The sequence below is a fragment of the Ralstonia sp. NFACC01 genome, from assembly GCF_900115545.1.
Taxonomy (GTDB): Bacteria; Pseudomonadota; Gammaproteobacteria; order Burkholderiales; family Burkholderiaceae; genus Ralstonia; species Ralstonia mojiangensis.
The window spans coordinates 415,964-441,428 of the sequence record NZ_FOWV01000004.1 but is presented as its reverse complement, the minus strand read 5'-3'; the positions used below and the strand labels follow the sequence as shown (position 1 = coordinate 441,428).

27 protein-coding genes are annotated in these 25,465 nt (G+C 64.6%); 12 read left to right on the top strand and 15 right to left on the bottom strand.

Features of this window, described 5'->3' with window-relative positions; translation table 11 throughout:
• Positions 1 to 12: 12 nt before the first annotated feature.
• The 11 genes from BM136_RS13040 to BM136_RS12990 form a co-directional block, all read right to left on the bottom strand.
• Entirely contained in the window at positions 13 to 1,104 is a 1,092-nt protein-coding gene (locus tag BM136_RS13040) for an acyl-CoA desaturase (protein ID WP_092972227.1), read from the bottom strand.
• A complete protein-coding gene (locus BM136_RS13035; protein ID WP_092972226.1) occupies positions 1,088 to 2,218 on the bottom strand; it encodes a sterol desaturase family protein in 1,131 nt (376 codons plus the stop codon). The genes BM136_RS13040 and BM136_RS13035 overlap by 17 nt, the downstream gene beginning before the upstream one ends.
• Positions 2,215 to 2,838, bottom strand: coding sequence for a phosphatase PAP2 family protein (locus BM136_RS13030; protein WP_254775674.1), 624 nt, complete (start codon positions 2,836 to 2,838; stop codon positions 2,215 to 2,217). Before BM136_RS13030 ends, BM136_RS13035 begins: the two co-directional genes overlap by 4 nt.
• On the bottom strand, positions 2,835 to 4,145 hold the full coding sequence (locus tag BM136_RS13025) for a F390 synthetase-related protein (RefSeq protein WP_092972225.1): 1,311 nt from the start codon (positions 4,143 to 4,145) through the stop codon (positions 2,835 to 2,837). The genes BM136_RS13030 and BM136_RS13025 overlap by 4 nt, the downstream gene beginning before the upstream one ends.
• Entirely contained in the window at positions 4,142 to 4,948 is an 807-nt protein-coding gene (locus BM136_RS13020) for an MBL fold metallo-hydrolase (protein WP_092972324.1), read from the bottom strand. Before BM136_RS13020 ends, BM136_RS13025 begins: the two co-directional genes overlap by 4 nt.
• Positions 4,926 to 5,939, bottom strand: a complete 1,014-nt coding sequence (locus BM136_RS13015) for an NAD-dependent epimerase/dehydratase family protein (protein WP_092972224.1) — start codon at positions 5,937 to 5,939, stop codon at positions 4,926 to 4,928. Before BM136_RS13015 ends, BM136_RS13020 begins: the two co-directional genes overlap by 23 nt.
• Positions 5,936 to 6,934, bottom strand: coding sequence for a 3-oxoacyl-[acyl-carrier-protein] synthase III C-terminal domain-containing protein (locus tag BM136_RS13010; RefSeq protein ID WP_368073440.1), 999 nt, complete (start codon positions 6,932 to 6,934; stop codon positions 5,936 to 5,938). The genes BM136_RS13015 and BM136_RS13010 overlap by 4 nt, the downstream gene beginning before the upstream one ends.
• Before the next feature lie 147 nt (positions 6,935 to 7,081).
• Positions 7,082 to 7,786: a Crp/Fnr family transcriptional regulator gene (locus tag BM136_RS13005; RefSeq protein ID WP_092972222.1), complete on the bottom strand. Its 705-nt coding sequence runs from the start codon at positions 7,784 to 7,786 to the stop codon at positions 7,082 to 7,084.
• Positions 7,779 to 8,414 (bottom strand): 2-hydroxychromene-2-carboxylate isomerase, encoded by a 636-nt coding sequence (locus BM136_RS13000; RefSeq protein ID WP_092972221.1) that lies wholly within the window; start codon positions 8,412 to 8,414, stop codon positions 7,779 to 7,781. Before BM136_RS13000 ends, BM136_RS13005 begins: the two co-directional genes overlap by 8 nt.
• A 9-nt stretch (positions 8,415 to 8,423) precedes the next feature.
• The gene (locus BM136_RS12995) at positions 8,424 to 9,098 is read right to left on the bottom strand and encodes a 3-oxoacid CoA-transferase subunit B (protein WP_092972220.1); all 675 of its coding nucleotides are present in this window, start codon (positions 9,096 to 9,098) and stop codon (positions 8,424 to 8,426) included.
• A 28-nt stretch (positions 9,099 to 9,126) separates the two neighbouring features.
• Positions 9,127 to 9,888 carry a CoA transferase subunit A gene (locus tag BM136_RS12990; RefSeq protein WP_092972219.1) on the bottom strand — a complete coding sequence of 254 codons (762 nt, stop codon included), beginning with the start codon at positions 9,886 to 9,888 and terminating at the stop codon, positions 9,127 to 9,129.
• A gap of 243 nt (positions 9,889 to 10,131) precedes the next feature.
• Between BM136_RS12990 and BM136_RS12985 the strand changes: the two genes are divergently transcribed.
• Both BM136_RS12985 and BM136_RS12980 read left to right on the top strand, forming a co-directional pair.
• Positions 10,132 to 11,349, top strand: a complete 1,218-nt coding sequence (locus BM136_RS12985; RefSeq protein ID WP_092972218.1) for a cation:proton antiporter domain-containing protein — start codon at positions 10,132 to 10,134, stop codon at positions 11,347 to 11,349.
• 43 nt (positions 11,350 to 11,392) lie between these two features.
• Positions 11,393 to 11,947 (top strand): NADPH-dependent FMN reductase, encoded by a 555-nt coding sequence (locus tag BM136_RS12980; protein WP_092972217.1) that lies wholly within the window; start codon positions 11,393 to 11,395, stop codon positions 11,945 to 11,947.
• 419 nt (positions 11,948 to 12,366) lie between these two features.
• On the opposite strand, the gene BM136_RS12975 is transcribed toward BM136_RS12980, so the two are convergent.
• Entirely contained in the window at positions 12,367 to 13,050 is a 684-nt protein-coding gene (locus BM136_RS12975; protein ID WP_092972216.1) for a hypothetical protein, read from the bottom strand.
• A gap of 288 nt (positions 13,051 to 13,338) precedes the next feature.
• Between BM136_RS12975 and BM136_RS12970 the strand changes: the two genes are divergently transcribed.
• Positions 13,339 to 14,046 carry a GNAT family N-acetyltransferase gene (locus tag BM136_RS12970; protein WP_092972215.1) on the top strand — a complete coding sequence of 236 codons (708 nt, stop codon included), beginning with the start codon at positions 13,339 to 13,341 and terminating at the stop codon, positions 14,044 to 14,046.
• A gap of 21 nt (positions 14,047 to 14,067) precedes the next feature.
• On the opposite strand, the gene BM136_RS12965 is transcribed toward BM136_RS12970, so the two are convergent.
• Entirely contained in the window at positions 14,068 to 15,681 is a 1,614-nt protein-coding gene (locus tag BM136_RS12965; RefSeq protein ID WP_092972214.1) for a COG3904 family protein, read from the bottom strand.
• 157 nt (positions 15,682 to 15,838) lie between these two features.
• Entirely contained in the window at positions 15,839 to 16,351 is a 513-nt protein-coding gene (locus BM136_RS12960; protein WP_092972213.1) for a FlxA-like family protein, read from the bottom strand.
• A gap of 260 nt (positions 16,352 to 16,611) precedes the next feature.
• Here BM136_RS12960 and BM136_RS12955 point away from each other — a divergent pair, with 260 nt between their 5' ends.
• The 9 genes from BM136_RS12955 (at position 16,612) to flhC (ending at position 24,938) form a co-directional block, all read left to right on the top strand.
• Entirely contained in the window at positions 16,612 to 17,433 is an 822-nt protein-coding gene (locus BM136_RS12955; RefSeq protein ID WP_092972212.1) for an ABC transporter ATP-binding protein, read from the top strand.
• Positions 17,417 to 18,247 (top strand): ABC transporter permease, encoded by an 831-nt coding sequence (locus tag BM136_RS12950; RefSeq protein WP_092972211.1) that lies wholly within the window; start codon positions 17,417 to 17,419, stop codon positions 18,245 to 18,247. The genes BM136_RS12955 and BM136_RS12950 overlap by 17 nt, the downstream gene beginning before the upstream one ends.
• A 34-nt stretch (positions 18,248 to 18,281) precedes the next feature.
• Complete coding sequence (locus BM136_RS12945) at positions 18,282 to 19,286, top strand: ABC transporter substrate-binding protein (protein ID WP_092972210.1); 1,005 nt, start codon at positions 18,282 to 18,284, stop codon at positions 19,284 to 19,286.
• A complete protein-coding gene (locus BM136_RS12940; protein ID WP_009276985.1) occupies positions 19,283 to 20,101 on the top strand; it encodes an IclR family transcriptional regulator in 819 nt (272 codons plus the stop codon). The genes BM136_RS12945 and BM136_RS12940 overlap by 4 nt, the downstream gene beginning before the upstream one ends.
• Positions 20,102 to 20,172: 71 nt before the next feature.
• Complete coding sequence (locus BM136_RS12935) at positions 20,173 to 21,360, top strand: CaiB/BaiF CoA transferase family protein (RefSeq protein ID WP_092972209.1); 1,188 nt, start codon at positions 20,173 to 20,175, stop codon at positions 21,358 to 21,360.
• 2 nt (positions 21,361 to 21,362) lie between these two features.
• The gene (locus tag BM136_RS12930; RefSeq protein WP_092972208.1) at positions 21,363 to 22,229 is read left to right on the top strand and encodes a citryl-CoA lyase; all 867 of its coding nucleotides are present in this window, start codon (positions 21,363 to 21,365) and stop codon (positions 22,227 to 22,229) included.
• Positions 22,226 to 23,122, top strand: coding sequence for an SMP-30/gluconolactonase/LRE family protein (locus tag BM136_RS12925; RefSeq protein WP_092972207.1), 897 nt, complete (start codon positions 22,226 to 22,228; stop codon positions 23,120 to 23,122). Before BM136_RS12930 ends, BM136_RS12925 begins: the two co-directional genes overlap by 4 nt.
• Before the next feature lie 861 nt (positions 23,123 to 23,983).
• Positions 23,984 to 24,301: a flagellar transcriptional regulator FlhD gene (flhD, locus tag BM136_RS12920; RefSeq protein WP_004627783.1), complete on the top strand. Its 318-nt coding sequence runs from the start codon at positions 23,984 to 23,986 to the stop codon at positions 24,299 to 24,301.
• Positions 24,302 to 24,377: 76 nt separating this feature from the next.
• Positions 24,378 to 24,938, top strand: a complete 561-nt coding sequence (gene flhC, locus BM136_RS12915) for a flagellar transcriptional regulator FlhC (protein WP_092972206.1) — start codon at positions 24,378 to 24,380, stop codon at positions 24,936 to 24,938.
• 71 nt (positions 24,939 to 25,009) lie between these two features.
• Here flhC and BM136_RS25175 read toward each other — a convergent pair whose 3' ends face one another.
• Positions 25,010 to 25,384, bottom strand: a complete 375-nt coding sequence (locus BM136_RS25175; RefSeq protein WP_139219372.1) for a hypothetical protein — start codon at positions 25,382 to 25,384, stop codon at positions 25,010 to 25,012.
• Positions 25,385 to 25,465 lie beyond the last annotated feature (81 nt).

Sequence of the window (25,465 nt, the reverse complement as noted above, 5' to 3'; positions counted from 1 at the left end):
GTTGCTTGCGCGTCAGTCGGGGCGTTTGCCCATGGCGCGCAGGAACATCTGCTGCGCGGCCAGCAACTCCCGGTAGGTGAGCGCGCGGTAGTCGAGCGCATGGCTGCGCGCCACCTTGGCCACGCGTGCAGCCAATGCCGGATAGTGCCGGTGGCTGTACGTCGGGAAGAGGTGATGCGTCAGGTGCCAGTTCAAGCCGCCGAGCCAGTAGCCGATCCACGCCGGTTGCGGTTGCCAGTCGCAGGCGGTGTGGAATGCATGCTCGTGCCACGTGTGCGGCAACTGGCCTGATTCGGGCGGCAGATAGAACGTCACGTCCGCCCAGTGCGTGCCCAGGATCAGCGCGACCAGCACGCACGAGGCCAGCATCTGCCCCGCGAAGTAGCTGAACGCCACCCAGCCCCAGCCCAGGCCAAGTTGATGTGCCACCCAGGCCGGCACCGCCACGGCAATGAGCAAGTGCAAGGTCTTGGCAGACAGGAACGTCGCCCAGCCACGCAAGCCGGGTAACACGCGGTCTGTGGTCAGCGGCGTGAGGCCGAGGCGGTCCGACCAGTCGTAGATCCAGTTGATGTACGGCAACGACAGCGCGGCAATCAGCGGCCAGTAGCGATGCTGGTAGCGAAACTGCGGATACCACGGCTGAAAAGGCGTCTGCCGCAGGAAGCGGTTGGCGGCGGTGTCCAGGTCGTAGTGCTCCACGTTGGCATGTGCGTGGTGATAGTGCACATGGCGCACCGCCCAATAGGCCGGTTCGATGCCGAGCGGGATGGCGGTCACGCGTGTCATGAGGCGGTCCAACCATGGCCAGGGGGACAGCGCCCGGTGTGCGCCGTCGTGCAGCACGTTCATTGCCAGCAGCATCGCGATGAACGGAAAGGCCACATAGGCGAGCACGAAAATCATCGTGCTCTTGGCCGTCACCATGGCCACATACAGCAGTGCAGAAACTACGACAAGGAAGGCGCCCTTGGCAATGAGCCTCGCATCGGCAAATCGATGGTCGCCGTTTGCTTGCAGGTGATCGTGCGCGGCCTGGCGCAAATCCTCCGCCAGCGACGACGAGCGCGGTGAGGCGTAACGAAGCTTAACGAGATTCGGCATGCGGCGACGAAGAAAGCGGTGATTCGGCACGCAGTGCGTGCCACAGCCCGCAGACAAGGCCATGCAACCCCAGTGCAACGGCCAACGTATCGGACAACGCATCGCCCGCGCCACATGCGCCGATCATCAGCACGGGCAGTGCAAGCGCCAGCAGCGGCCAAAGCCAGCGGCCCCAGGTGCGCCCATCCGACAAGCCGCCCAGCACCAGCGTGAGCAACAGGATGAGCGCGAACCAAACCGCTTGCCACTGCCCGGACCACAGGCCATCGGTGCGCACGTAGTCGATCACCACGCCAAACAGCAGCACACCGCCGGTGGCAATCCAACCGGCGGGCGTGGCGCGCGTATCGCGTTGCAACTGCGGCGTGCGCAACCCCAGCCATTGCAATGCGGGCACCACGTTGGCCCAGAACGGGTTGTCGCTGTGGGTGGGCTTGTGCACGCCGTAGCGGATCGGCACGTCGGGCAGCGCGCGCTGATACGTGCCGAACAGCTTGTCCCAAAGGAGCAGCGTGCCGCCGAAGTTGCGGTCGATGTATTCCGGGTTGCAGCCGTGATGCACGCGATGGTTGGCGGGCGTGACCATGAAGTGGTCCAGCACGCCGGAGCGGCCCACCAGGCCGCAGTGGTTGTAGAACTGCACCGAGTAATGCAGGCCCGACACCGCCACGAACATCTCCGGCGTGACACCCAGCAGCGCCAGCGGCACGAAAAACGGCAGCGATGTCAGCGACGACAGCCATGCGTTACGCACGCCCAGCGACAGGTTGAAATGCTCGCCCTCGTGATGCACCGCATGGATCGCCCACAGAAAGCCCAGCTTGTGGTGCATGCAGTGCAGCCAGTAGAAGCCCAGATCCCATGCAATAAAGGCGAAGGCCCAGCCTGCAATCGGATGCCAGCCATCCACCCAATGCAGGCTGGCATGGGCATACAGCCACGTGAAGCCCGCTACCTCCACCCCGCGGCACAGCCACATCAGCACGTGGCCCGAGTTCAGATTGAGGATGACGTCGCGCCACGGCACCGGTTGGCCGCGCCACCACTTCAGCGCAGCCAGTTCCAGCAGCACGCAGCCGAGCATCAATGCAAGCGGCAGAGCAAAGGCATTCATGTCGACACCGGTTCGATTGAGAGCGTTGACGCGCGCCGCGCCAACCATAGACGGACAGCCGCGCCGCACATCACACCCACGGCCACGCCTGCCGACAGGTCAAGCGCGACGTGCCGGCGCGTCTGGATCGTGGCGTACAGGATGCCGAGCCCCCAGGCTGCGGCGAGCGCCGTGCGCATCGGCCTGCGGGAATCCGCCAGCGCCCACACCGAGAGCAGCGTGAGCGCCCCGTGCAGCGAGGGCAGGCAGTTCTGGCTTGAATCCATGGCAATCAGCATGCGCTGCACGCTGCCCGGCAGCGATGCGTCCGCCAGCGGCGGGTAGTGCAGCGTGGTCGGCCACAGCATAAACACGGCACCGCTCACGAGCGCGCTCATCTGCATGGCGCGTTCCAGCCAAGGCAGGCGCGACATGTCGGCCTGCAAGTACGCCAGCGGAATCAACGCGAAGAACGACACGTACAGCCAGATGCCCGACGTGCTGAACGGAATGGCGCGGTCCAACGCGGTTTCTGGCACGATCGTGCCAACGCCTTGCAGCGCCCCACAGAGGCCATAGACGAGGCCCACTGAACACCAGCCCAGGGCCATATGACGGAGGCGCGTGGCGAGCGGGCTCATCGTGCCGCTCCCGGCGCCGCGAGCCGGACGATGCGGCGGCGCTTGGTGGTGAAATCGGTGGCGATGCGCTCGGGCGTTGCGTGCCATGTCACGCGCGATGTATCGACGCCCTGGCAGGCGAAGATATCCGCCAGATGTGCCTGGCACGCGCGGGCGATGTCGGCGTCAGCGGGGTGGATGGACAACGCCAGCGTGCACGCATCGGTTTGCACCAGGCGGTAATCGGCATGCAGCGGCAGCGCCTGGGCCAGCGCCCGTGAACAGACGTCCGCAAACAGCGTGACGGAGCCGCCGCCCAGCGCGGGCAGGACGAGTGTGTCGTCGCAGCGGCCTTCGATGCGCTCAATGGCCATGGCCGGATTGCCGCACGGGCAGGCCCCAAGCGCCGGGTCGCGGCGGATGAGGATGTCATCCAGCCGGTAGCGCACGATGGGCTGCGTGCTGCGAGTGAAATCCGTGATGATGGGAACGAAGCGGCGCGCGTCCAGCCATTGCGGCTCGATGTGCACGTGCGCTTCGTTCAGATGCAGCGTGCCGTGCGGGCAGGTCGCACCCAGGAAACCTTCGGTGGCCTGATAAACCTCGCCGACGTTGCCGAAGGCCTGCGCAAGCAGTGCCCGGTCCATCGGCTCCAGCACTTCGGCACCGGACAGCACCTGCACCGGTGCAATGTCGAGCCGGCCGGCCAACTTCTCCATGGCAAGCGCACGCAGCACCTGCGCCGGCCCCACGATGATGGTTGGCTGCAATGCCTCCAGCGGCGCGCGGTGCGAATCGAACGGCGCAAACAGATCGAAGAACGAGAACGTCAGCCACGGGTTGCGTACGGCCGTGTACAGATTGCTGTTGGCGCGCAGGAACAGCGCGACGCGCTCGCCACGGAACAGCCCGCGCGGCAGCAGCTTGGCGAGCAGGATGCCGGCCCACTGCGCGCGCTCGGTCGGGCTGACGACGAATACGCCGCGTCCGCCCGACGTGCCGGATGACAAGCCCACCGAATACGCCCCGACCGTCGGCCGGAAATCGCGTGACTGCTCGGCCTGTTGCGCGCAGGCCAGCACGTCGGCCAAACGCAGGCCGGCCGTGTTCATGGCGTCAAAATTGGCCATCATCGTGGCCTTGTCCATCAACGGCCATTCATGCATCGGCTTCGATGCAAACGGGCGGAAGTACGGGCTGCGAGCCAGCACGCGTTGCGTGAAACGTGCGATCTGACGCTGCTGATGCGCTTGCAGCGCTGCGCAATCAGGCAGCCGCAGCCGGCGCGTTTGCCAGTAAGACCACAGCAGGCGATGCAACGTCGTCACAATGCACCCTCGTGCGTGAGCAGGATGCGCACGTGGCCGCCGGCATCGAGCGCGTGCAGCTTGCGCAGAGTATCGAAGTAGGCGTGGCGGTCTTCCATGATGGAATACGCTAGCACCGACGGCCCACGCAGTTCGCGATAGCTCAGCGGTGACCAGGCGGCGTCGGCGGCCAACAGCACCCAGCCTTCCTGCGTGCGCACAAAGGCGCCGAGGTGCCCGGCGGCGTGGCCGGGTAGCGGCACGAGCAGCACGTCGCCGTTGCTCTCGGGCAGGGCCCAGGCAGATGTGAATGGCGCCAGCTCTGGCGGCAGCGCAACCTGCTCGAACTGTTCGACAAAGCGCGTGCGCGTTTCAAAATCTTCGGGAATCAGCCCGGGCACGAAAGCGCGCCGCAACGCGGAAACGCCTCGCAGCGCACGCAAGTGCGTCCATCCCTCGCCAGAGCAGATGACCGGCACGCCCGGAAAGTCGCGCAGGCCGGCAACGTGGTCACCGTGGAAGTGCGAGACGATCAATCCATCCAGGTCAGCCGGGCGCATGCCATGTTGTGCGAGCTGTGCTGCCATGGATTCCGATGTATCGAAATACACCGGCGTGACCTTGCGATAGATCGCAAACAAGCCGCTGCGTGTGTGGTCATGGAAATGCGAGGCATAGCCCGTGTCCCACAGCCAGCGTCGCCCGGCGGCTTCGATCAGCCATGCGCGCGCCGGAAAGGCGCAAGTGCGCAGGCCCGCGCCGCGCAGTGCCACGCACGCTGTGTGCGTGCAGTAACCGGCTTCAAAAACGGTCAACGTTGCCATGTTCGCGTAGCCAGTGGGCCGTGCGGCGGATGCCTTCGGCCATGTCGATGGGGGGCACGTAGCCGAGTTCGATGCGCGCGCGGTCGTTGGCGAGCGTCATGTCGTAGTGCAGGGCAGCGGCGCTGTAGCGCGTGAGCAGCGGCTCGCGGTGCGTGATGGCACTGGCCGATTCCATGGCGCGTGCGGCCAATGCCATGGCCGGATAGGGCACGGCGCGGATGCGGTAGCGCAGGCCGAGCTGTTGCCCCAGCAGTTGATCGAGCAGACCGCGCAGCGTGGCCGGTGCGTGGTTGGTGATGTTGTAGGCGGCGCCCGAAGGCACGTCCGCCGTCGTGGCGCACTGCATGGCGTGGACCACGTTTTCCAGATAGGTCAGATCCATACGTGCCGCGCCGCCACGGGGCAGCGGCAGCACGCCGCCGCGCAGTTTCAGCAGATGCAGGATGCGCGGCAGCACCACGCGGTCATGCGGGCCGAACAGCCCACGTGGCCGCAGGATGACGAAGTGCGTGCGGTTCTGCGTGGACACCTGCTGCTGGATGGCCGTTTCTGCCAGCATCTTGGTCGCCGCGTAGTGATTGGCGAAGCGGGCAGGGCGATAGCTCTCGGGCAGATCGGCGTGATGCTGGTAGTCGAAGTAGATCGACGGCGTGGAGATATGCACGAAGCGGCGGACACCACGCTTGACGGCGCCTTCGGCCAGAGCGGCCGTTGCGCGCACATTGGCCGCGTAGAAGTCGTCGTACGCACCCCAAGGGGATGACAACGCCGCGCAATGCCACACCGTGTCGACTCCATCGAGCAGCGCATCGAGCGTGGCCGGCGTCAGGCGTGCGAGGTCGGCCGGTACATAGTCCGCACCGCGTGCGATAAAGGCCTCGCGCTGTGCGGCATCGCGCCCTGTCGCGCGTGCGCTGGCGCCTTGTGCCAGCAGTGCATCGACCGCGTTGCGGCCGAGCCCGCCCGTGGCGCCCGTTACAAGCGTGGTCATAGCGTCAGCACCATGCCGCCCAGCGTGAGGCCGGCGGCCGTGCCAACCAGCAAAAACGGCTTGCCAGGCTCAATGCGTTGGCGCGTCACCGCTTCATGCAGCGCGGTGGGAATCGATGCGGCCACTTGGTTGCCGTGCTGCGCGTAGATGTCGATCACGCTGGCTTCTGGCACGCCCAGCCGCTTGCGCAAATGCTGCATGCCAAGGTGGCTCGCCTGGTGCGGCACGACGACGTGCATGTCGCGCAGCGTGTAATTGCTGCCCGCGAACAGACGATCGAGGAAGCCGTCCATCAGTTGCGAGGCGAGCTTGAACACGCGCTTGCCGTCCATGTGGAAGAGGTAATCGGTGGGTTGCGCGCCGGTGCGCGGGTTGCGACGCGTGCCGCCCGCAGGGATTTCGCAATAGGCCTTGCCGGCGGGGTAGGTCTCCATGCGGTACGCGTGGATGCCTTTGCTGGACACCGCAGATGCCGCCTCAACGATGACCGCCGCCGCCCCATCGCCGAAGATCAACGCGGTCTCGGCATCGTCCCAGTCGATGCCGCGCGAGGCGAGGTCGGACGCCACCACGGCAATGCGTTTGTAGGCGCCAGTGGTCAGCAGGCTGCTTGCCACGTGCAGCGCCGTCAGGAAGCTCAGGCAACTGGCGTTGACGTCAAACGCGGGCGTGCCCGCCGGCAACCCTGCGGGCTCCAGGATGCGCGTGGCCGTGTTGGGCAGCGCCTGCTCCTGCACGCCCGAGGCGGAAATCAACAGGTCGATGGAGGTGGGGGGAACGTTTGCGCGGCGCAGCGCATCGCGCACGGCAGCGCCGGCAAGCTCCGATTGGTGCTCCGCAAGCGTGGCATGGTGGCGAATGTCGATACCGGACTTCTTGCGCACGTACCCCGCCCGATGGCCCAGGCGGGCATCCAGCTCGGCGGACGTGACTTGGTGTTCCGGCAATGCCTTGCCGGTGGAAAGCAGATGAATCGGCAGCATAGATGCAGGCACGCACGGTGTGCGTTGCCCTGTTCCCTCTTCCGGCTGCGGCCGCGTGGGGCGCATGCCGCAGCGTAACGATCTTGTCTTGTTGTGCCGCGATTCTAGCGGGTGCAGCCCGCTGCGCCGGATGAAGATTCGTTAATAAAGACGGCGTCTTCAGGCGCCGTAACTGCGCAGCCGATCGAGGTCGACGACCGTCACGCCGCCGTATTCCAACCGCACCACGCCGTCCTTCTCCAGGGCCTTGAGCGATTGGTTGGCCACCTGCCGTGTCATGCCCGACAGCAAGCCGAGCTCCTCCTGTGTGATCTCAAGGTGGTCGCCTGCACCGGGGTAGAGCACCGGGTTGAACAGCGACGCAATGCAACGCGCCAGGCGCGGCGTGACATCAAGCAACCGGTCATATTCGAGCAGCGCCATGAAATGCCCGAGCCGTTCGTTGAGCTGCTTCACCAGGAAGCGGTTGAACGCCACGCTGTTTTCCACCAGCCACATGAAGGTGGTGCGGTCCATGAAAGCCATGCGCGTATCGCGCAGCGCAACGATGTCGTAGCGGCGCGGCTCATTTTTGAGGACCGTGCCCTCGCCAAACCAACCGCCGGCCGGCACGCCCGTAAATGTGACGCTGCGCCCCTCGGGCGACACCGTGCCGATCTTGATGAGACCCGTGACCACGCCTGTCCAGCTTTCCAGCAACGTGTTCTTCGGGCAGATGCAGGCGCCGCGCGCATAGGTTTTCTCGACGATGCCGGCGCACGCGCGGTCCGCTTCATCCGCTGGCAGCTCAATCGACCACGCCGCAATATGGGCCAGACGTGCGCGGCTGATGCCGGGGCGCGAGTTTGTGTCGTGTTCAGCCACGTTGAATGCCCACGGGCAACATGCTCACGCGTTGCACTTCGGGCGTGGAGAGCCAGCCGGCGTGCAGGCTTCGCAGAAACATCTCGGTGGCGTCCTCACCCCAGAACAGATCGCTGTTGTGCACCAGCGTCGGCACCCCAAACACGCCGAGCGCGATAGCCGCGTCGGTGTGCGCACGCAGCGCATCTTTCACGGCGGGCTGGTCGACAGCCGCTGCGCCCTTTGCAAAGCCCACCGCTTCGCACAGCGCGGAAAAACCCTCCGGCGAAGCCACATCGTTGCCGTCGCGCCAGATATGCCGGAACACCGCACGCACGGCATCGAGCGAGCCGCCCATCGCGATCGTCAGCCGCAGCGCCTTGATCGGGTTGAACGGGTGCGCAGGCGGCATGCGAAACGGAATGCCGAGCTGCTGCGCGCGAAACAGCGCATGCCGGTACGTGAACACGCGCTTGGTGGTGATTTCGGCCGGGCCCTTCTGTCCCCAGTGGTGCAGGATCGCGCCCAGCACGAGCGGGCGCGGGCGGATGACGATGTCGTTGGCCTCCTGCAGCGCATCGAACTGCTCGAGCTGAAGGTAGGCAAACGGCGAGATGACATCGAAGAACCAATCGACGGTGGCGGGCATGCAGTCTCCTCAGGCGGCGCGCATCTGTAGCAGCGGCGCCAGCGTAAAGGGCGCTGCCGTCATGGCGCGAATGTCGTCGAGTGTCGCATGCGAGAGGATTTCACGCAGCACCAGCCCCGCGTCGGTCACGTCGAAGACGGCGTGCTCGGTGACGATGACCTTCACGCAGCGCCGGCCCGTGAGCGGCAGCGTGCAGCGCGGCAGGATCTTGGAGTTGCCGTGTTTGTCGGTATGCGCCAGCGCGGCAATCACCTTGCGCGTGCCGTGGCAGAGGTCCATCGCCCCGCCGATGCCGGGCCACCATTTGCCGTTGCGATCGCACGCCCAGTTGGCGAGGTTGCCCAGCGCATCCACTTGCAACGCGCCGAGGATCGTCACGTCGATGTAGCCGTTGCGCATTGCACCCAGCGACGTGGCGAGGTCCATGAGCGCTGCGCCCGGCAGCAGGGTGATGGGTTCGCAACCGGCGTTGGTGAAGTCGCTGTCGAGGGCGTCCAGCGGCGGGCGTCCGCCAAAGCCGAAGGCGCCGTTTTCGGTATGGAAGATGACGCCGGCATTGGCGTCCAGGTAGTTGGCCGTGAGCGTGGGGATGCCCAGGCCCAGGTTGACGACTTCGCCGGCGCGCAGTTCCAGCGCGCAGCGGGCGGCAATGCGTTGCTTGGGCGTTTCGGGCAGGGCTTGCATGGCGGTCTCCTCGTTGTGGGTCTGACGATCACGCTTCGGCAGCGGGCAGGCGGCCGAGCTTCGTCCAGTGGTGCCTGTACAGCGCGTGCTGGTCGTCCAGCGACAGCCCTTGCACCACCGCGTTGACGAACACGCCGGGGCAACCGACGCGCTCGGGCGGGATCGTGCCCACCTCCACGATCTCGTTCACCTCGACGATGGTGTAGTCGCCGGCCATGGCGATGTCGCGCTGGTTCTGCAGCGCCGTGCCGCGAAACTCCACGTTGCCGAAGGTATCGGCGCGCCAGCCCTTGATGATCGACACGTCAGCGCGCAGGGGCGGTTCGACGAAGCACGTCGTGCCATCGACGGTAAGCGTCTGCTTGGGGGCGCCGCGCTTGGGAAACATTCCGGGCTGGTCAAGGATGCCCACGCCCACCGGCACGAGTGCGCCGCCGAGGCCCAGCGCACCCGCGCGCACTTTTTCGGCCCAGGTGCCCATCGGGAAGAACTCGGCCACGCGCACAGCGTCGGTCAGGTAAGCCTGCGTCGATTCGTCCGTCGTGCCGACGTGCGTGCCGATGAACTCGACCAGTTGGCCGGAGCTGAACAACCGTGCCTTGAGAAAACCGCCACGCAGCCCCGGCGTGTTGGTGATGAGCGTGAGTTGCCCGACGCTGCTGGCGAGCAGCGCCTCGATGCAGCAGGCCGGCTCGCCGGCGCCCACGAATTCGCCCAGCATTAGGCGGCTGCCGTTGCGGACGTGGGCGATGGCCTCGTCCACGGAAAGGACTTTGTTGGCGTAGCGCATGTGTCGTCTCCTTGGGGCCGCCCTGAGCGAGCGGTCTGCGGCGCAGTGTAGGAGCGGTGTTTTTGGCGCGATGTCTTCTGCATGACATTTGCTTCGTAAGGTTTCGCAAAGGGCAATCCTTATAGTTGTGACGCAACGTGAACAAATCCGCGCCGCGGTTGTCGCACAAGGGCCGTGCCCGGCCCCGCCTAGCTTTTCCGCCCCTCCGTCTTTGAACCGGCCCCATTCCAATTCCAGGACCGCATGCACGTAGACACTCCGCTTATCTCCACCATCATCGGTGGCATCGTGCTGGCCTTCATCTTTGGCACCATCGCGCAGCGACTGCGGCTGCCGCCGCTGGTCGGCTATCTGATGGCGGGCGTGGTGGCCGGGCCGTTCACGCCCGGTTTCGTGGCAGATCAAAGCCTCGCACCGCAACTGGCCGAGCTGGGCGTGATCCTTCTGATGTTTGGCGTGGGGCTGCACTTCTCGATGAAGGAGTTGCTGGCGGTCAAGGCCATCGCCATTCCGGGTGCCATCGGGCAGATTGCGCTGGCCACGCTCATGGGCATGGGCCTGGCCTGGCTGCTCGGGTGGGATTGGGGCCCGGGGCTGGTGTTCGGGCTGGCGCTGTCGGTGGCGAGCACGGTGGTGCTGCTCAAGGCGCTGGAGGATCGCGGCATCGACAACTCGCACGAAGGCCATATCGCCGTCGGCTGGCTGATCGTGGAAGACCTCGTCATGGTGGTGACGCTCGTGCTGCTGCCGGCCTTGGCCGGAGCGCTGGGGGGCGCCGGCAGCCCGGCGGTCAGTACGTGGGACATCGTCAAGGTGCTGGCTGTCACGCTCTCGAAGGTGGTGGCGTTTGCCGCGCTGATGCTGGTGGTGGGCCGCCGCGTGATCCCGTGGATGCTGGAACGCATTGTCATGACGGGCAGCCGCGAGTTGTTCCGCCTGGGCGTGCTGGCCACGGCGCTGGGCGTCGCTTACGGCGCGACGGTGCTGTTTGGCGTGTCGTTCGCGCTCGGCGCGTTCTTTGCGGGCATGGTGCTGGCCGAGTCCGAATTCAGCCAGCGCGCGGCGGAAGAGTCGCTGCCCTTGCGTGACGCATTTGCGGTGCTGTTCTTCGTGTCGGTGGGCATGTTGTTCGACCCCAGGGTCCTGATTGAAGACCCGTGGGCGGTGCTGGGCACGGTGCTCATCGTGGTGGTAGGCAAGTCACTGGCAGCGTTTGCGGTGGTGCGCGCGTTTGGTCACGGCAACCGCACGGCGCTCACGATTTCCGCCAGCCTCGCACAGATCGGCGAATTTTCGTTCATCCTGATCGGGCTGGGGATCAGCCTGGAAATCCTGCCCGACCGCGCGCGGGGGCTGTTGTTGTCGGCGGCGATCCTGTCGATTCTGCTGAACCCGCTGATGTTTGCCCTGATCAACCGTCTCAAACGCGAGGTGGCCCCGGAGCCGGCGACGGCGGATTGAGCGTCAGCGCCATCCCGCACTGTTTTGCACGCAAGGAGTGTTCATGAGCAATCTGACTATCGGAGTGATCGTCGGCAGCCTGCGCAAGGCGTCGTTCAACCGCCGGTTGGCGCAGGCGCTGGCAGGCTTGCTGCCGTCGGACGCGATGGCCCAGTTCATCGAGATTGGCGAGCTGCCCCTCTATAACCAGGATCTGGATGCCAATCTGCCCGAGCCGGTACAGCGCTTCAAGGCTGCGGTGGCGGGCGTGGACGCCCTGCTATTCGTCACGCCGGAATACAACCGCGGCATACCGGGCGTGCTGAAGAATGCGATCGACTGGGGTTCGCGGCCGTACGGCCAGAGCGTGTGGGGCGGCAAACCGGCGGGCATTGCGGGCGCATCGCCGGGCGCCATCGGGACGGCGCTGTCGCAGGCGCAATTGCGCAATGTGCTCGCAGCGGTCGGGGTGACGGTCTTACCCTTGCCGGAGGTGTTCTTCCACTTTGCGGGGGAGCCCTTTGATGCCCAGGGCGGGGTGACAGATGCGCGGACGCGCCAGTTCTTGCAGGGGTTTGTCGACCGATTCGTTCAGTGGGCAGGTCAGAAACGAGCCTGACGGATCGATCAACTGGGGTATTCATGGCCGGGCGGGGAGGGGGTCCCGCTCGGCCGTTTTGCCTTTTAGGGCAATTGAGGGCGTTAAGCCAGGAAGGCGGCGGCGCTGATGAGCCAGCCGGCTGCAACGCAGCTCGCAATCCAGGCGGCCATGACGGCGCCAATATCCAACCATTTCATCATTGTTCTCCTTACAACACTTGCATTGCTTGTCCAGGCAATCGATGTCTGAACAACTGTCACGAAGTGTAGGTGTTGCAATGCGGAAGAACAATACAAGTACGAGTGAACAGACTGTTCCAAGAGTAACAACAAATTTCAGAGCTTGCGTGGACAGGCCGGCGCTTGCGTGCCAGGGCCGGCACGCACGCCACGCGTGTTGTTGCGCCGCAACAATCTGCCCGTCGACGGCTCCAACGGTTACTTTGCGCGAAAGGTCGCAGCGACCAAATCGGCAAAACGTGCCTCTTCGGCAAACTCGGCGGGGCTGTTGTGCCCGGCGGTGCCGAATATGCGAAGCAGGTAGACCGCGCCGTTGCCGAAGAACGCATACCCGCGAACGACGACCGTTCGCGCCGTTGAAGTGCTCCATTCGCCTTCCCAGTAAATTACCCGGCGCCCGGCCAGCACCTGCTGCGTGGGTGCCTTGCCGCGCAAGAGGCGGGCAGCCCAGGCTGGGCGATCGCCATGCACGCGCGATTCCATGTGGTTGAGCAGAATTGCCAGATCGCGCGAGCGCAGGCTTTCCAGGTAATCGGGCGTGCCTTTGTCGAAATCGGATTTGCGTACCGTCACCAGCGCGAAGCTCTCCGGCGCGACGGTCTGCTGCGCAAATACCAGCCGCGATGGGCCAAAGGGCGAGTTGATGGTCGCCGCAACGGAAGGGATGGGCGTATCGGTGTTCAGCCGCAATGGGCCCCACGTGCGCGGAAGGGCGAGACTCGCGCCGGCGTCAATGCGCTGCGTGATGGGGTAGGCGAACCTGGGTGCCGCCCGGGCCGGGCTCCATGGCGCCATGCCGACAAAGGCGATCCATGCGGCCGCGCATGCGTATTGGACGCAGCGGCCCCAGCGGCAATACCACTCTGTAATGAACGGCGCCACTCGCGGGCTCCTGGCAGAAAAGATGGCGGACGATTCCGAGGGCGCGTGCATACCCCTGCACAGCAATGCCTATGCCCGCGCCTATTCGTGGCGCCGTCTCCCCCCGCCGCCAACATATCGATTTGCGCGCACCTGCGCTATCGGCGTGTGGCGGGGCATCGAACGGTTTAATCCGGGCGTAGGGTGTTGATGTGGCTCTATCCATGTGTGCTTCCGTGGCTCTTTTCATGGAGCCACGAAGTTCTGTAGGGTGAAGGCTCCTTGCTGTTCTCGACTCAGATTTCACGCATGCCCACGCTCAACGCTTATCAGCAACCCATTGGTGCGCCGCTGTCCGGCTGGACGGCCCGGCCGCTGCCGCCGCACGCGCCGCTCGCCGGCCGCTACTGCCGGCTGGAGCCGCTTGACGCTGCGCGCCACGCCGACGCGCTGTTCGAAGCGTTCGGCCAGGCGCAGGACGACCGCGTCTGGACGTACATGGTGGAAGGCCCGTTCGCCGATATGGCGGCACACCGCGCCTATATCGAGCGCATTGCGGTGAAGCGCGATCCGCTGCAATACGCGGTGATCGACGCGCGCACGGATCGCCCGGTCGGTACGCTGGCGCTGATGCGCATCACGCCTGATCACGGCGTGGTGGAAGTTGGGGCGGTGACGTTCTCGCCGTTGCTGCAACGGACACCGGCATCGACCGAAGCGCAATTCCTGCTGATGAAGCACGTCTTTGAAGACCTCGGCTACCGGCGCTACGAGTGGAAGTGCGACAGCCTGAACGCGCCATCGCGGCAGACTGCGCAACGGTTGGGCTTCCAGTTCGAAGGCATTTTTCGCCAGGCGGTGGTCTACAAGGGCCGCAGCCGCGATACCGCGTGGTTCTCCATCATCGATGCGGATTGGCCGCAGGTGAGAGCCGCATTCGAGCAATGGCTGTCGCCGGACAACTTTGATGAAGAGGGGCGCCAGCGGGCGTCGCTGGCCGCGTTGCGGTCAGCCTGAAGTTCAGCCTGAAGCGTCTTGCTACGAATCGGGCGCGGACGTATCGGCATACATGCCGCGCAACGCCAGCGCGCGTTCGGTTTCCGGCAGGGCCAGGATCGAGCGGGAGAAGCCGATCAGCGCCTGGCACCGTTCGGCGGGCGGCGCGGAGTGGCGTAGTGCGGGCACGGTCAGCACGCGCTGTTCATTGAGCGGAAGGGCGGCCACGGCCAATTGCAGCACCGGCAGGGTTTGTGCGCGTGTGACAACCGGCGCGTGGTCTGGGTCGGCCGCCTGCATCAGGTCTGAGAACAGGGCCTGTTCGCGGGTGACGAGCGTGCGCGGCAATCGTGCGGCCGCGGCGCTTGCCCCGGACGTGCCGTCCAGATAGGCCACGCAGGCTTCCGGGCTCATGCGCTGCAGTGCCTGGGCCTGTTCAAGCGTGAGTTGCGCGTTGGCAAAGAGCAGCGCGTTGGGTGCAGTCGGGATCAGCGCGCGGTACAGCTTGCCCGTCTGCTCGCGCAGCAGCGTCACCGCCCGCGCATCCGTAACGTTGCGCTGCAGTTCTGGCCACAGCGTGTCGATCAGGCGGCTGAAGTGCGCGGGGTACTTGCGTTCCAGCGTTGCATACAGCGGGGCGCTGCGCAGTTCGGCCGCCAAAGCTTCGCGGGTATTCAACTGCGTGGCCATGGTTGCGTATTCGCCACCGGGCGATGCGCGCGTGACGACGTGGCCCGTCAGCAGCTCTTGCGCGGTGGGAAACCACATCTGGTCGAACGGTGTGTCCTGCACGCGGCGCACGAAGGCATCGGGCAGGCCCGCGTCTGCATATGCACGCCAGAGTTCGCTGTCGGTGGCGCCGGGGGTCTGGTCGTGATCGGCGCCAACCGCGCGCGGGCGGTGGAAGCCGATGCGTGCAGCCGGTGCGGCGGCGCGGTCAGCGCCTGCGAGGAAGGCGATCGTGCAAGCTGATGCGCAGGTGCGCTCAACATATGTGCGCAGATGGTGGCGGCGGATGACATCTGCCACCAGCGTCCCTTCGCGCAGCCACCCGCCTTCGGAGCGCAGCACCACGGCTACGGCGTTTGGCGCCTTGCGCAGCGCGGCTTCCAGCGCATCGGCGGCGCCGTCGTTCATACCGCCATTGAAGAGGATGGCGCGCCCATCGCGTTGCGGCATCACCGTAAACGGCGACGCCGCTTGCTCACCCAGCGCGGTGCGCAGATGCGCGCCCAGGCGCGGCCCATCGTTGATCACGCGCGAGCTGGTGCCGACAGCGCCCAGCACGATCATCACCTTGGCGATCAGCGGCCACAGGTTTGACATGCCGGTAAGCCGATTGCGCGCTTGCTCGCGGTCGGCGGAGCGCCAGGTGCCCACCACCGCCCAGATCCACAGGGCCAATCCCATCACGTAAATCACGAGCAGCGCCGCTGATGCCGCGCGCGCCGGTGCGTTATGTGCCAGCGCATGCGTGACACCGGCGCTGAGCGCCACCACGCCAAATTGCATCAGCGCGGTATGCAACCAATACGAGCGGGCGAGGCTGTAATCACCGCGCCAGTGGCGTGCAAAGAAATTGCGCGAAGGCGTGCGCGCCGGATGCGGATCGGCGGGGGCGGTCGGGGGCAGGGCGTCGCTGGCGGCGGAGGTCATGCGTGTTCTCGATGCCGCACACAGGAAGGCGGCGCGGCGATTGTCGCTGTCGGCACCGCACGCTGGCGTCCCCCCGATGGGAGGGGGTGAGGAAGGAGGTGGTCAGGCATCGGCGGTGGGCGCCATCAAGGTAAAGCGGCCGCCGCGTTGCTGCCGCTCAGGCCCTGACCGAAACCAGCGGTGGCTTGGCCGGCGTGATGGCCTCAGCGCTGGCGGGATGGGCTGACTGCGCGGACTGTGCCTGCGTAGCTTCGCGGGCGTGCAGACGGGCATCGCTCGCCGTGGACGAGCCGGTCACCTTGTCCGTCGTGCGGGCCTTGGCGGCCGCGTCGGTGTTGCCTGTGCCGGAAGCGCTTTTAGATGCGTTGTGCCGGTTTTCCAACCGGGTTTCTGCTTGCTCCAGGCCGTTCTGCGCCTGAAGGCGGGCGATCTGCGCCTGCACGATCTGAATCTGCTGGCTGAGCAACTGTGCCTGCTCGCGTGCCTGATCCGGCGGCAGATTCTGCGCGGGCAGATCCTGCATCGACTTCTGCAGGTTCTTGAGCTGGCGCTGCAGGCGCTCGATGTCACTGGACGAACTGCTTCCGCTGCCTGATGCGCCGGCGGTCGCAGTAGAAACGGAAGGGGAAGAAAGTTGCATGGCCATCTCGCTGATCAGTACGCCCTTCATCGGATGGCAGGCGGAAAACTTTAGCGTTCGTACCAACAATTCTCCCAAATGTACGTTTCTTATCGTTCTGTCCATAAGAACGCAATTTCTTCAGAAAGAACAAATTGAGGTGTTGTCCTGGCATGATGGTGAGCAATTTCGGACGGTGCCCCGCTGTTTACGGGTTTACGCCCGTTAACTCCGATGTTGATGGTCTATAAAATAGAACTAAATTCCATCAAACAGAACGCATCGAATCAGGCGCGTTCAAGGAGACGCCCATGCTTTCTTCCCTTCCGGCCGCCAGTGGCCGACTCCACGCCGGGTTGCCGGCGGTTCAGCTCAATCAGGTTTCGGTGCGGTTCGGCAGCTTCACGGCGGTGCAAGGCGTTGACCTGTCGATTGGGGACGGCGAATTCGTGGCTGTGGTGGGCCCGACGGGTTGCGGCAAGAGCACGTTGCTCAACGCCGTGACCGGGCTGCTCAAGCCGGCTGGAGGCACCATCACTGTGTTTGGTGAACCGCTGACCGGGCTGAACGGCAGTGCCGGTTTCATGATGCAGCAGGACTCGCTGCTGCCCTGGAAGACGGCGCTGGACAACGTCGCCCTGGGGTTGGTGTTCCAGGGCGTGCCAGTGGACGAGGCCCGCGAGCGCGCCCGTCCGTGGATGAAGAAGGTCGGCCTGGCCGGCTTCGAGTCGCGGTATCCGCATCAGCTCTCGGGCGGGCAGAAGAAGCGCATCAGCATGGCGCAGACGCTGATCCTCTCGCCCAAGATCGTGCTGATGGACGAGCCGTTCTCGGCGCTGGACGTGCACACGCGCCATCTCATGCAGAGCGAGTTGCTGCGCCTCTGGCAGGAAGACCGCAAATCGCTGCTGTTCATCACGCACGACCTGGAAGAGGCCATTGCCCTGGCCGACCGCGTGGTCGTCATGTCAGCCGGGCCTGCCAGCCATCCGGTTGGCGATGTGGAAATCACGCTGCCGCGCCCGCGCAACGTGTCTGAAATCAACATGTCCGACGCGTTCATCCGCCTGTATCGCGAGATCTGGTCGATCCTCGGCACCGAAGTGGAGAAGAGCCATGCCGTCCAGCACTAATACGATGCCCGCCGTGGGCACGCCGCGCGCCGGTCTCGCGCACAAGACCAAGATCCGCCTGTTTCAGCTGGCCGTTGTGGCGTTGATGTTCGGCTCGTGGGAAGGCCTGGGCCGCGCGGGCGTGGTGGACCCATTCTATTTCTCGATGCCCTCGTCCATCGTCGCGCGCATCTGGGAATGGTTCTCCGGCGGCGATATCTATACGCACCTCGCCATCACGCTGGCCGAGACGATTCTCTCGTTCGGCATCGGCACGCTGCTCGGCATCAGTCTGGGGTTGTGGCTTGGCTTGTCCAGGCTCGCGGCGGAGGTGCTCGACCCGTTCATCAAGGTCTTCAACGCGATCCCGCGCATTCTGCTCGCGCCCATCTTCGTGATGTGGTTCGGGCTGGGGCTGACCTCCAAGGTGGCGCTGGGCGCGACGATGGTGCTGTTCATCACGTTCTTCAATACGTACCAGGGCGTGCGCGAGGTGAACCCCGTCATCCTGGCCAACGCGCGCCTGCTCAAGGCCAGCCGCATCAGCCTGCTGCGCCATGTGTATGTGCCATCTGCCACGAGCTGGATTCTCTCCAGCCTGCGCGCTTCCGTCGGCATGGCCGTGATGGGCGCAATCGTGGCTGAGTACCTCGGTTCGTCGGCCGGCCTGGGCCACCTGATTGCGCAGGCAGAAGGCGTGTTCGATGCCACCGGCGTGTTCTCGGGGATCGTCGTGCTGTCGGCCTTCGTGATTGCGCTGGACCGCAGCGTCGATGCGCTTGAGGGCAAGTTGCTGGTGTGGCGTCCGAAGGTTGATCCCGAGACCGGCGCCTGACCCCCGGATACCAATAACGATGATGGAGACAACCATGAAGCGATGGATTTCGGCCCTGTTGTGTGCGGCCGTCTGTACCGCAGGCAACGCCGCCGAGCCGGAGAAGAAGGATGTGAGTCTGTCGGTCGGCTCGATGATCCTGAACTACATGCCGGTGCCGCTCACGCAGTCGCTGGGCAACTTCCAGAAGGAAGGGCTCAACGTGAAGGTGGAGAACTTCCAGGCTGGCGGCAGCAAGGCCCTGCAGGCCCTGATTGCCGGTTCGACCGATGCGGTGGTGGGCTTCTATGACCACACCATCCATATCCAAGCGCAGGGCAAGGACATTGTGTCGGTGGCGTTGCTCAACACCACGCCCGGCATTGTGCTGGCGGTGCGGCCCGACCTGGATATCAAGAGCGGCAAGGATCTGAAGGGCAAGAAGATCGGCATCACCGCGCCGGGTTCGTCCACCGACCTGTTTGCGCGTTACTACGCCATCAAGAACGGTCTGCAAGTCAACGATGTGTCGTACATCGCCGTGGGGTCGGGCGCGCCGGGCATGGTGGCGCTCGATCGCAAGGAGATCGACGCGCTCGTCAACTTCGACCCCGTGGCGAGCCTGCTGGAGAAGCGCCGCGCCGCCAAGTTCCTGGTGGATACGCGCACCGATGCCGGCTCCAGCGCGGTGTTCGGCGGCCGCTACCCGACGGCCACGCTGTACGTGACGCGCGACTTCATGACGAAGAATCCCGAGACCGTGCAGCGGCTGGTGAACGCCTTTATCCGCACGCTCAAATGGATCGACGCAAGTACGCCCGAGGCCATTGCCGACAAGATGCCCAAGGAGCAGCAGGTGGGTGGGCGCGACGTGTTTGTCGATGCGCTGCGCCACTCCAAGCCGATCTTCTCCAAGGACGGCCTGATGACGGATGCCGATGCCAAGGTGGCCCTGACGGTGCTTTCCAGCTACGACGAAAAGATCCGCAACGCCAAGATCGACCTGAGTAAAACGTACACTAACCGCTTCGTCGACCAAGCATTGAAGACGGTCAAGTGAACCGTCTCGCCCAACCCGCCATGACCGCAGAGCGCCAAACCACCCAGAACGAGATCACGCCCGCCGCCAATGAGGGCGATGCCGCCACGCCGGGGCAGTCGGGTGTGGCCGCGCTGGACCGCGCGTTTTCGATCCTGTTTGCGTTCCGCCCCGGCGATTACGCGCTGACGCTGGCCGAGCTGGCCGCGCGCACCGGGCTCTACAAAAGCACGATCCTGCGGCTGGCCGGCTCGCTCATCCAGCACCGCATGCTGTTTCGCCTGGAAGACGGCCGCTACCAGATTGGTGCCGCGCCGTTGATGCTCGGCGCGCTCTACCAGCGCAGCATGCGTCTGGGCGACGTGGTACTGCCGCACATGCGCGCGCTGGCTGAAGCCACGGGCGAGGCGGTGTCGCTCTACATCCGCGAGCGCGATGTGCGTGTGTGCCTGCACCGCGTGGATTCGAACCATTCGATCCGCGATCACGTGCGCGAGGGCGACGTGCTGCCGCTGGAGCGCGGTTCGGGCGGGCGCGTGCTGTGCGCGTTCTCTGGCATGCAAGGCGCCACGTACGACGCGATCCGGCGCGATCACTATTACGTGTCGATTGGCGAACGCGACCGGGAAACGGTGGGTCTGTCGGTGCCGGTGTTTGGTGTGCAGCAGGCGCTGCGAGGTGCGCTGTGCCTTGCCGGTCCGGCCTCGCGCATCGACGGGGCGCTGCTGCAATCGTGGCGCGTGCCGGTGCTGGAGCACGCCGCGCAAATCACGTCCACGCTGGGTGGCGACCCCGCGCCGCTGCGTCTCGCTGCCCAACTGATCTCTAAAACCTAGGCTCCGCCAAGACGCCCAACCTCCTGAGCGGGGCGAGAGGCGGAGCCGACTGTGTAGCAGGAGTTGTTTTCATGGCTTTGCCTCTCGCGGGTTTGCGCGTGCTCGACTTGTCGAACGTGCTGGCCGGGCCGTTCTGCGGCTATCAGCTGGGTTTGCTCGGCGCTGAAGTCATCAAGGTGGAGGTGCCTGGCAATGGCGATCTCGCCCGCCGTCTGGGCGCCGATCCGGAGCAGGCGCGCCGCAAGATGGGCGCCTCGTTCGTCGCCGTCAATGCGGGCAAGCAGTCCGTCACCGTCAACCTGAAGCACCCGGAGGGGCGCGCGATCCTGCTCAAGCTGGTGGCGCAGGCCGATGCCCTGATCGAAAACTATCGCCCCGGCGTGATGGACCGCCTCGAACTCGGCTACGACGTGCTGCGCGAGGTCAATCCGCGTCTTGTCTATTGCGCCATCTCGGGTTTCGGCAAGGACGGTCCGCTCAGCGGCAGACCGGCATACGACCAGATCATCCAGGGCATTTCCGGCGTGATGAGCGTCACCGGCGACGATGCATCCGCGCCGCTGCGCGTGGGTTACCCGATCAGCGACACGGTGGGCGGCATCACGGCGGCGCTGGCCGTCACCGCATGCCTGCTCGGCGCGCAGCGTACGGGGCAGGGCTGCATGGTGGATGTGTCGATGCTGGAATCGACGCTCGCCACCATGGGCTGGGTGGTCTCCAACTATCTGAACGCCGGCGTCACGCCGCAGCCGATGGGCAACCAGAATTTCACCGCCGCGCCGTCGGGCACATTCACCACGGGCGATGGGCTGATCAATATCGCCGCCAACGAAGACAAGCAGTTTGCCGCGCTGTGCCGCGTGGTCGGCCAGCCGGAACTTGCCACCGATGCGCGCTTTGCCGAGCGCCATGCACGCAAGGAACATCGCCAGCAGCTCAACGATGCACTGGAAGCTGCGCTGGCCGCGCGCCCGGCCGCCGAATGGGAACCGCTGCTGATCGATGCCGGTGTTCCCGCGGGGCTGGTGCTCGACGTGCCTGGCGTGCTGGCGCACGAGCAGGTGACAGGACGCAGCTTCGTCACCTCGTTCCCGGAGGCGGGGCAGCACGTGACGCGCGCGGGTTTCCGCCTCTCGGGTGAAGACCCGTGCCCGAAGACTCCCGCACCGTCGCTCTCCGCCCATACCGACGACTGGCTTGCCAGGCTGGGCTACCGCCACGACCAAATCGAAGCCTTGCGCGCTGAAGGCGCCATCTGATCATGACGACCGCATCTGCCCCCAACGCAATCGATTCTGCCGCCGGCCTCGCTGCCGATTACTGGCGCACCGACATCATCGACATCGAACCCGGCCGCATCCACGTACGCGGCTACCCGATCCAGGAGCTGATCGGCCAGATCGGCTTTGCCGAAATGATCTGGCTGATGCTGCGCGGCGAATTGCCGGCCAAGCGGCAGGCGGCCTTGCTGGAAGCGGCGCTGGTGGCGTCGGTCGACCACGGCCCGCATGCGCCATCCATTGCGATTGCCAAGATGGCGACGAGCTGTGGCTTGCCGCTCAATGGCGCGATGGCGTCTGCGTTGAACGCGCTGGACGACGTGCACGGCGGGGCGGGGCAGCAGGCCGTCGAGCTGTTCCACGATATCGAGGCGCGCATGTTTGACGGCGCCTCACTCGAGGCTGCCACGGCGGCTGGCGTCGACGCGTTTATCGCTGCGCATGGCAAGTACCTACCGGGCTTCGGGCATCGCTTCCACCCGGTCGACCCACGCGCAGGGCGCCTGCTCGCGCTGGTGGACGAGGCTGCGCAGGACGGTGTGGTTGGCGGGCGGTATGCCGCCATCGGCCGCGCCATCGAAGCACTGCTCTCCGGCCGCAAGGGCAAGCCGATTCCGATGAACATCGACGGCGCCACGGCCGTGATCTATGCGGAACTGGGTTTTGCGGCGCCGCTGGCGCGCGGCGTGTTCTGCCTGTCGCGTGCCGTCGGCATCCTGGCGCACGCCTGGGAGCAAAGCGGCCGCAGCGAGCGCAACAAGGGCCCGATGCCGCGCCAATTGCCGTACCGCTATACCGGCCACGCCACGCGGCATCTGACTCAGCCTGAATCGGCCGCCGCGCCATGACGTATTTCAACTGGCCGATCATCGAAACCACTGTCTTTGCGGAGATGCCGGGCGCGTTGCGTCGCCCGGTGCCGACCGAATGGTCCCGCGCAAACAAAGGCGGCGCGCCGGTCGATTGCTTTCTGGAAGGCCCGTGCTGGGATGCGCACGGCAATCTGTGGCTGGTGGATATTCCGCATGGCCGCATCCTGCGTGTCTCAGCGCAGGGCGATTGGAATGTGGTGGCGGAATACGACGGCGAACCGAACGGCCTGGCGCTGCGCCACGACGGCACGCTGCTGATTGCGGACTATAAGAATGGGTTGCTGTCGCTGGACCCCGCGACGGGCGTGGTCACGCCGTTCCTGACTCGTCGCAACAGCGAGCGCTTCAAAGGCCCCAACGACCTGATCGTCGCCCGCAACGGCGATGTGTATTTCACCGACCAAGGCCAGACCGGCCTGCACGACCCGACCGGCCGCGTGTATCGCCTGCGCTCGGATGGCCGCCTCGATTGCCTGCTCGCCAATGGTCCGAGCCCGAACGGTCTGGTGCTGACACCAGACGAATCCGCGCTGTTCGTCGCCATGACGCGCGACAACGCCGTCTGGCGTCTGCCGCTGCTCGGTGACGGCAGCACGAGCAAGGTTGGCCGCTTCGCGCAGTTTTACGGCACCAGCGGCCCCGACGGCATGGCGATGGACGCCACCGGCCACCTGTTCGTCGCGCATGCCTCGCTGGGCGCGGTATTTGTCGTTTCGCCGCATGGCGAACCACTGGCGCGTATCGCGTCGTGCCGGGGGCGCACCACCACCAACGTTGCACTCACACCCGACGGACAATCGCTCGTCATCACCGAATCCGCCACGGGCACCGTATTACGCGCCCGCTGGACCCCGCCGCACCACGACTGACGACGCGCGTGGGCTGTTGGCGCAGCTCACGTTGTCCTACAGCTGTCCTACAAGAGCGGCGGCTGCCAGATCATCAAAATTCCCCCGTTTTTTCTTTCTGCAGACGACCATGCGGCACTTTTTGTGGCGCCGCACCAAACGAAGTGCGTGGTCCGTCCTCTCCCACCCAGGCAAGTGGGTCTTCCTCTCCATTTTTGTATCGATTAAGAAGACGTGTCTGCTTTAGATAAACAAACGGGTAGGAGCTGTCCTACAAAATCGCCTTTCGACTGTAGGAGTGCTCCTACAAAATCGGTCGAAAGCCGGTCGGAACTGTCCTACACGGCGTGTAGGAGTGGGTCAGAAGTGTCCTACAAGCGGTTAACCCGGCATCCGATGCTCACAGTCGCAGAAGTGCGACGTCTTCCTTGTCGATTTCTGACAACTTTAGGCAATTTAATTGCTATCTTTCGCCATTCATTGGGGTAAATACGTGTCAAACACCCGCTTTAGCGCATCGTCCACCCAGGGCTGTTGCGTCGGCAAAGGCTTCATTTGCAACGTTTATTAACAGATTTGTAAGAAGATTGCCTACAAGAGAACGGACTACCTCACCCCTCCGACGTAGGGGTCCCCCCTTCTTTACTTACCCCGGACGTAAACCCACAATGTGTTCAACAGAAAACAACTTCGCCATGTCTTTAGCGACGTGAGTAAGAAGGAGCAGGAAGTGCCGGCAACGGCGCCGACTGCAGGAACATCCGATCTGTGGGGATTGGTGAACAGCCCGGCGAGGGTAGGCGCAAAAAAATAGCGCCAACCGGACATCACCATGCGAGATCGGATGCAGGTTGTACTTTTACTGCACACGACGGGACATACATGGACACGCAAGACATTGTTTCCGAGATCAGCGAGCTGAATCTCACCTACTTGATGCTTGCCCAGCAGATGCTGGCCAAGGATCGGGATGCCGCACTGTTTCGCCTCGGCATCTCTGAAGAACTGGCTGACATCCTGCTGACGATGTCGCCCGCGCAGATCGTCAAGCTGGCCAGCACGAACATGATGCTGTGCCGCTTCCGCTTCGACGATCACGCCATCCTGGGTCTGGTGACCCAGCCGCACCGTGACAAGGGCCTGCAGCAATCGCAAATGTCGATCCTGCTGGCACGTCAGGCGGTTGAGCAGATCAGCTGAGCCATTTGCGGCGGGTTTTCCGCCGGGTTCAGAGATTGCACTTTGGATGAGTAGCAAGCGTAGCGGGAGCAGTGCCATGCGTCACACCAGCGTCATGAACGAAGTTCAGCAGATCCACCTCGCAGCGGAATTGATTTCGCTCGGTGCGCGCCTGCAATTGCTGGAACAAGAAACCACGCTCAGCCGTGAGCGTCTGGTCAAGCTGTACAAGGAAATTCGTGGGGAATCGCCGCCCAAGGGCATGCTGCCCTTCTCGGCAGATTGGTTCCTGACGTGGTCGCCGAACATCCATTCGTCGATCTTCCTGAACATCTACCGTTTTCTGGGCGAGAACAGCCGCAGCACTGGTGTGCGCCGACTGATCTCGGCCTACAAGCTGTACCAGGAACATATTCACGTCCACGAACAGGAAGAGGTGCTCTCGATCACCCGCGCGTGGATGATGCTCAAGTTCTTCGAGGGGAAGATGCTGCACACCGTGAAGTGCAAGCGCTGCACCGGCCATTTCGTGGCCCACGCAGACGACCTGCACCATGATTTTGTGTGCGGTGTGTGCCAGCCGCCGTCACGCGCAGGAAAGAAAAAGCGCGTCGCTGCTCCGGTTGATGCGATCGCAGAAAAGACGGTCGACGCCTGATAACGGCATTGCAGGGATACGGGAATACGGGAAGTCGGAAGTACGGGAGTTGCAGAACCGCCGGGGGATGGTCAAAAAGGGCGGACGGGAAATACGGGTAGCAGTACGGGAAATACGGGAATAGCCGAATAGCCGGCCAGATCGGCACATAACAATACAAAGAACAAAAGAGCAAGGAACACAGAGCAGGAAAAGCACAGGGGCTCAGGCAGGACAAAAGGGGAAGGGGGTAGGCCGGTCGCAGGCAACTGCGGACCGGCATTTTTTTTGCCGCCGCGCGTAAAAAGAAGAAGGAAGAAGGGCGAAAAGTGGGGACGGAAAGCGATTTCCGTCCCTTTTTCTTTGGATCGGCCTAGGGGGAAGCCCTCTTTGGGCCAGGTGGTGCTCAAGCCGCCCGTTTTGTTGCCGTTCTTGGTGGAGAAGGGCGCGGCGGCAGGGTTTTCCAAGCGCCGCGCAGCAGCAAAACCAGGCGCTCAAGCCTTCAGTTAACCGGGGGGATGCCGTTATTCCCTCTTGTATTGATCGAA

What these genes read in the sequence shown, in the direction of transcription:
- BM136_RS13040 (WP_092972227.1), bottom strand. Translation starts at nt 1,104, where the DNA reads ATGCCGAATCTCGTTAAGCTTCGTTACGCCTCACCGCGCTCGTCGTCG.
- BM136_RS13035 (WP_092972226.1), bottom strand. Translation starts at nt 2,218, where the DNA reads ATGAATGCCTTTGCTCTGCCGCTTGCATTGATGCTCGGCTGCGTGCTG.
- BM136_RS13030 (WP_254775674.1), bottom strand. Translation starts at nt 2,838, where the DNA reads ATGAGCCCGCTCGCCACGCGCCTCCGTCATATGGCCCTGGGCTGGTGT.
- BM136_RS13020 (WP_092972324.1), bottom strand. Translation starts at nt 4,948, where the DNA reads ATGGCAACGTTGACCGTTTTTGAAGCCGGTTACTGCACGCACACAGCG.
- BM136_RS13015 (WP_092972224.1), bottom strand. Translation starts at nt 5,939, where the DNA reads ATGACCACGCTTGTAACGGGCGCCACGGGCGGGCTCGGCCGCAACGCG.
- BM136_RS13000 (WP_092972221.1), bottom strand. Translation starts at nt 8,414, where the DNA reads ATGCCCGCCACCGTCGATTGGTTCTTCGATGTCATCTCGCCGTTTGCC.
- BM136_RS12995 (WP_092972220.1), bottom strand. Translation starts at nt 9,098, where the DNA reads ATGCAAGCCCTGCCCGAAACGCCCAAGCAACGCATTGCCGCCCGCTGC.
- BM136_RS12990 (WP_092972219.1), bottom strand. Translation starts at nt 9,888, where the DNA reads ATGCGCTACGCCAACAAAGTCCTTTCCGTGGACGAGGCCATCGCCCAC.
- BM136_RS12985 (WP_092972218.1), top strand. Translation starts at nt 10,132, where the DNA reads ATGCACGTAGACACTCCGCTTATCTCCACCATCATCGGTGGCATCGTG.
- BM136_RS12980 (WP_092972217.1), top strand. Translation starts at nt 11,393, where the DNA reads ATGAGCAATCTGACTATCGGAGTGATCGTCGGCAGCCTGCGCAAGGCG.
- BM136_RS12970 (WP_092972215.1), top strand. Translation starts at nt 13,339, where the DNA reads ATGCCCACGCTCAACGCTTATCAGCAACCCATTGGTGCGCCGCTGTCC.
- BM136_RS12965 (WP_092972214.1), bottom strand. Translation starts at nt 15,681, where the DNA reads ATGACCTCCGCCGCCAGCGACGCCCTGCCCCCGACCGCCCCCGCCGAT.
- BM136_RS12960 (WP_092972213.1), bottom strand. Translation starts at nt 16,351, where the DNA reads ATGAAGGGCGTACTGATCAGCGAGATGGCCATGCAACTTTCTTCCCCT.
- BM136_RS12955 (WP_092972212.1), top strand. Translation starts at nt 16,612, where the DNA reads ATGCTTTCTTCCCTTCCGGCCGCCAGTGGCCGACTCCACGCCGGGTTG.
- BM136_RS12950 (WP_092972211.1), top strand. Translation starts at nt 17,417, where the DNA reads ATGCCGTCCAGCACTAATACGATGCCCGCCGTGGGCACGCCGCGCGCC.
- BM136_RS12945 (WP_092972210.1), top strand. Translation starts at nt 18,282, where the DNA reads ATGAAGCGATGGATTTCGGCCCTGTTGTGTGCGGCCGTCTGTACCGCA.
- BM136_RS12935 (WP_092972209.1), top strand. Translation starts at nt 20,173, where the DNA reads ATGGCTTTGCCTCTCGCGGGTTTGCGCGTGCTCGACTTGTCGAACGTG.
- BM136_RS12930 (WP_092972208.1), top strand. Translation starts at nt 21,363, where the DNA reads ATGACGACCGCATCTGCCCCCAACGCAATCGATTCTGCCGCCGGCCTC.
- BM136_RS12925 (WP_092972207.1), top strand. Translation starts at nt 22,226, where the DNA reads ATGACGTATTTCAACTGGCCGATCATCGAAACCACTGTCTTTGCGGAG.
- flhD (WP_004627783.1), top strand. Translation starts at nt 23,984, where the DNA reads ATGGACACGCAAGACATTGTTTCCGAGATCAGCGAGCTGAATCTCACC.
- flhC (WP_092972206.1), top strand. Translation starts at nt 24,378, where the DNA reads ATGCGTCACACCAGCGTCATGAACGAAGTTCAGCAGATCCACCTCGCA.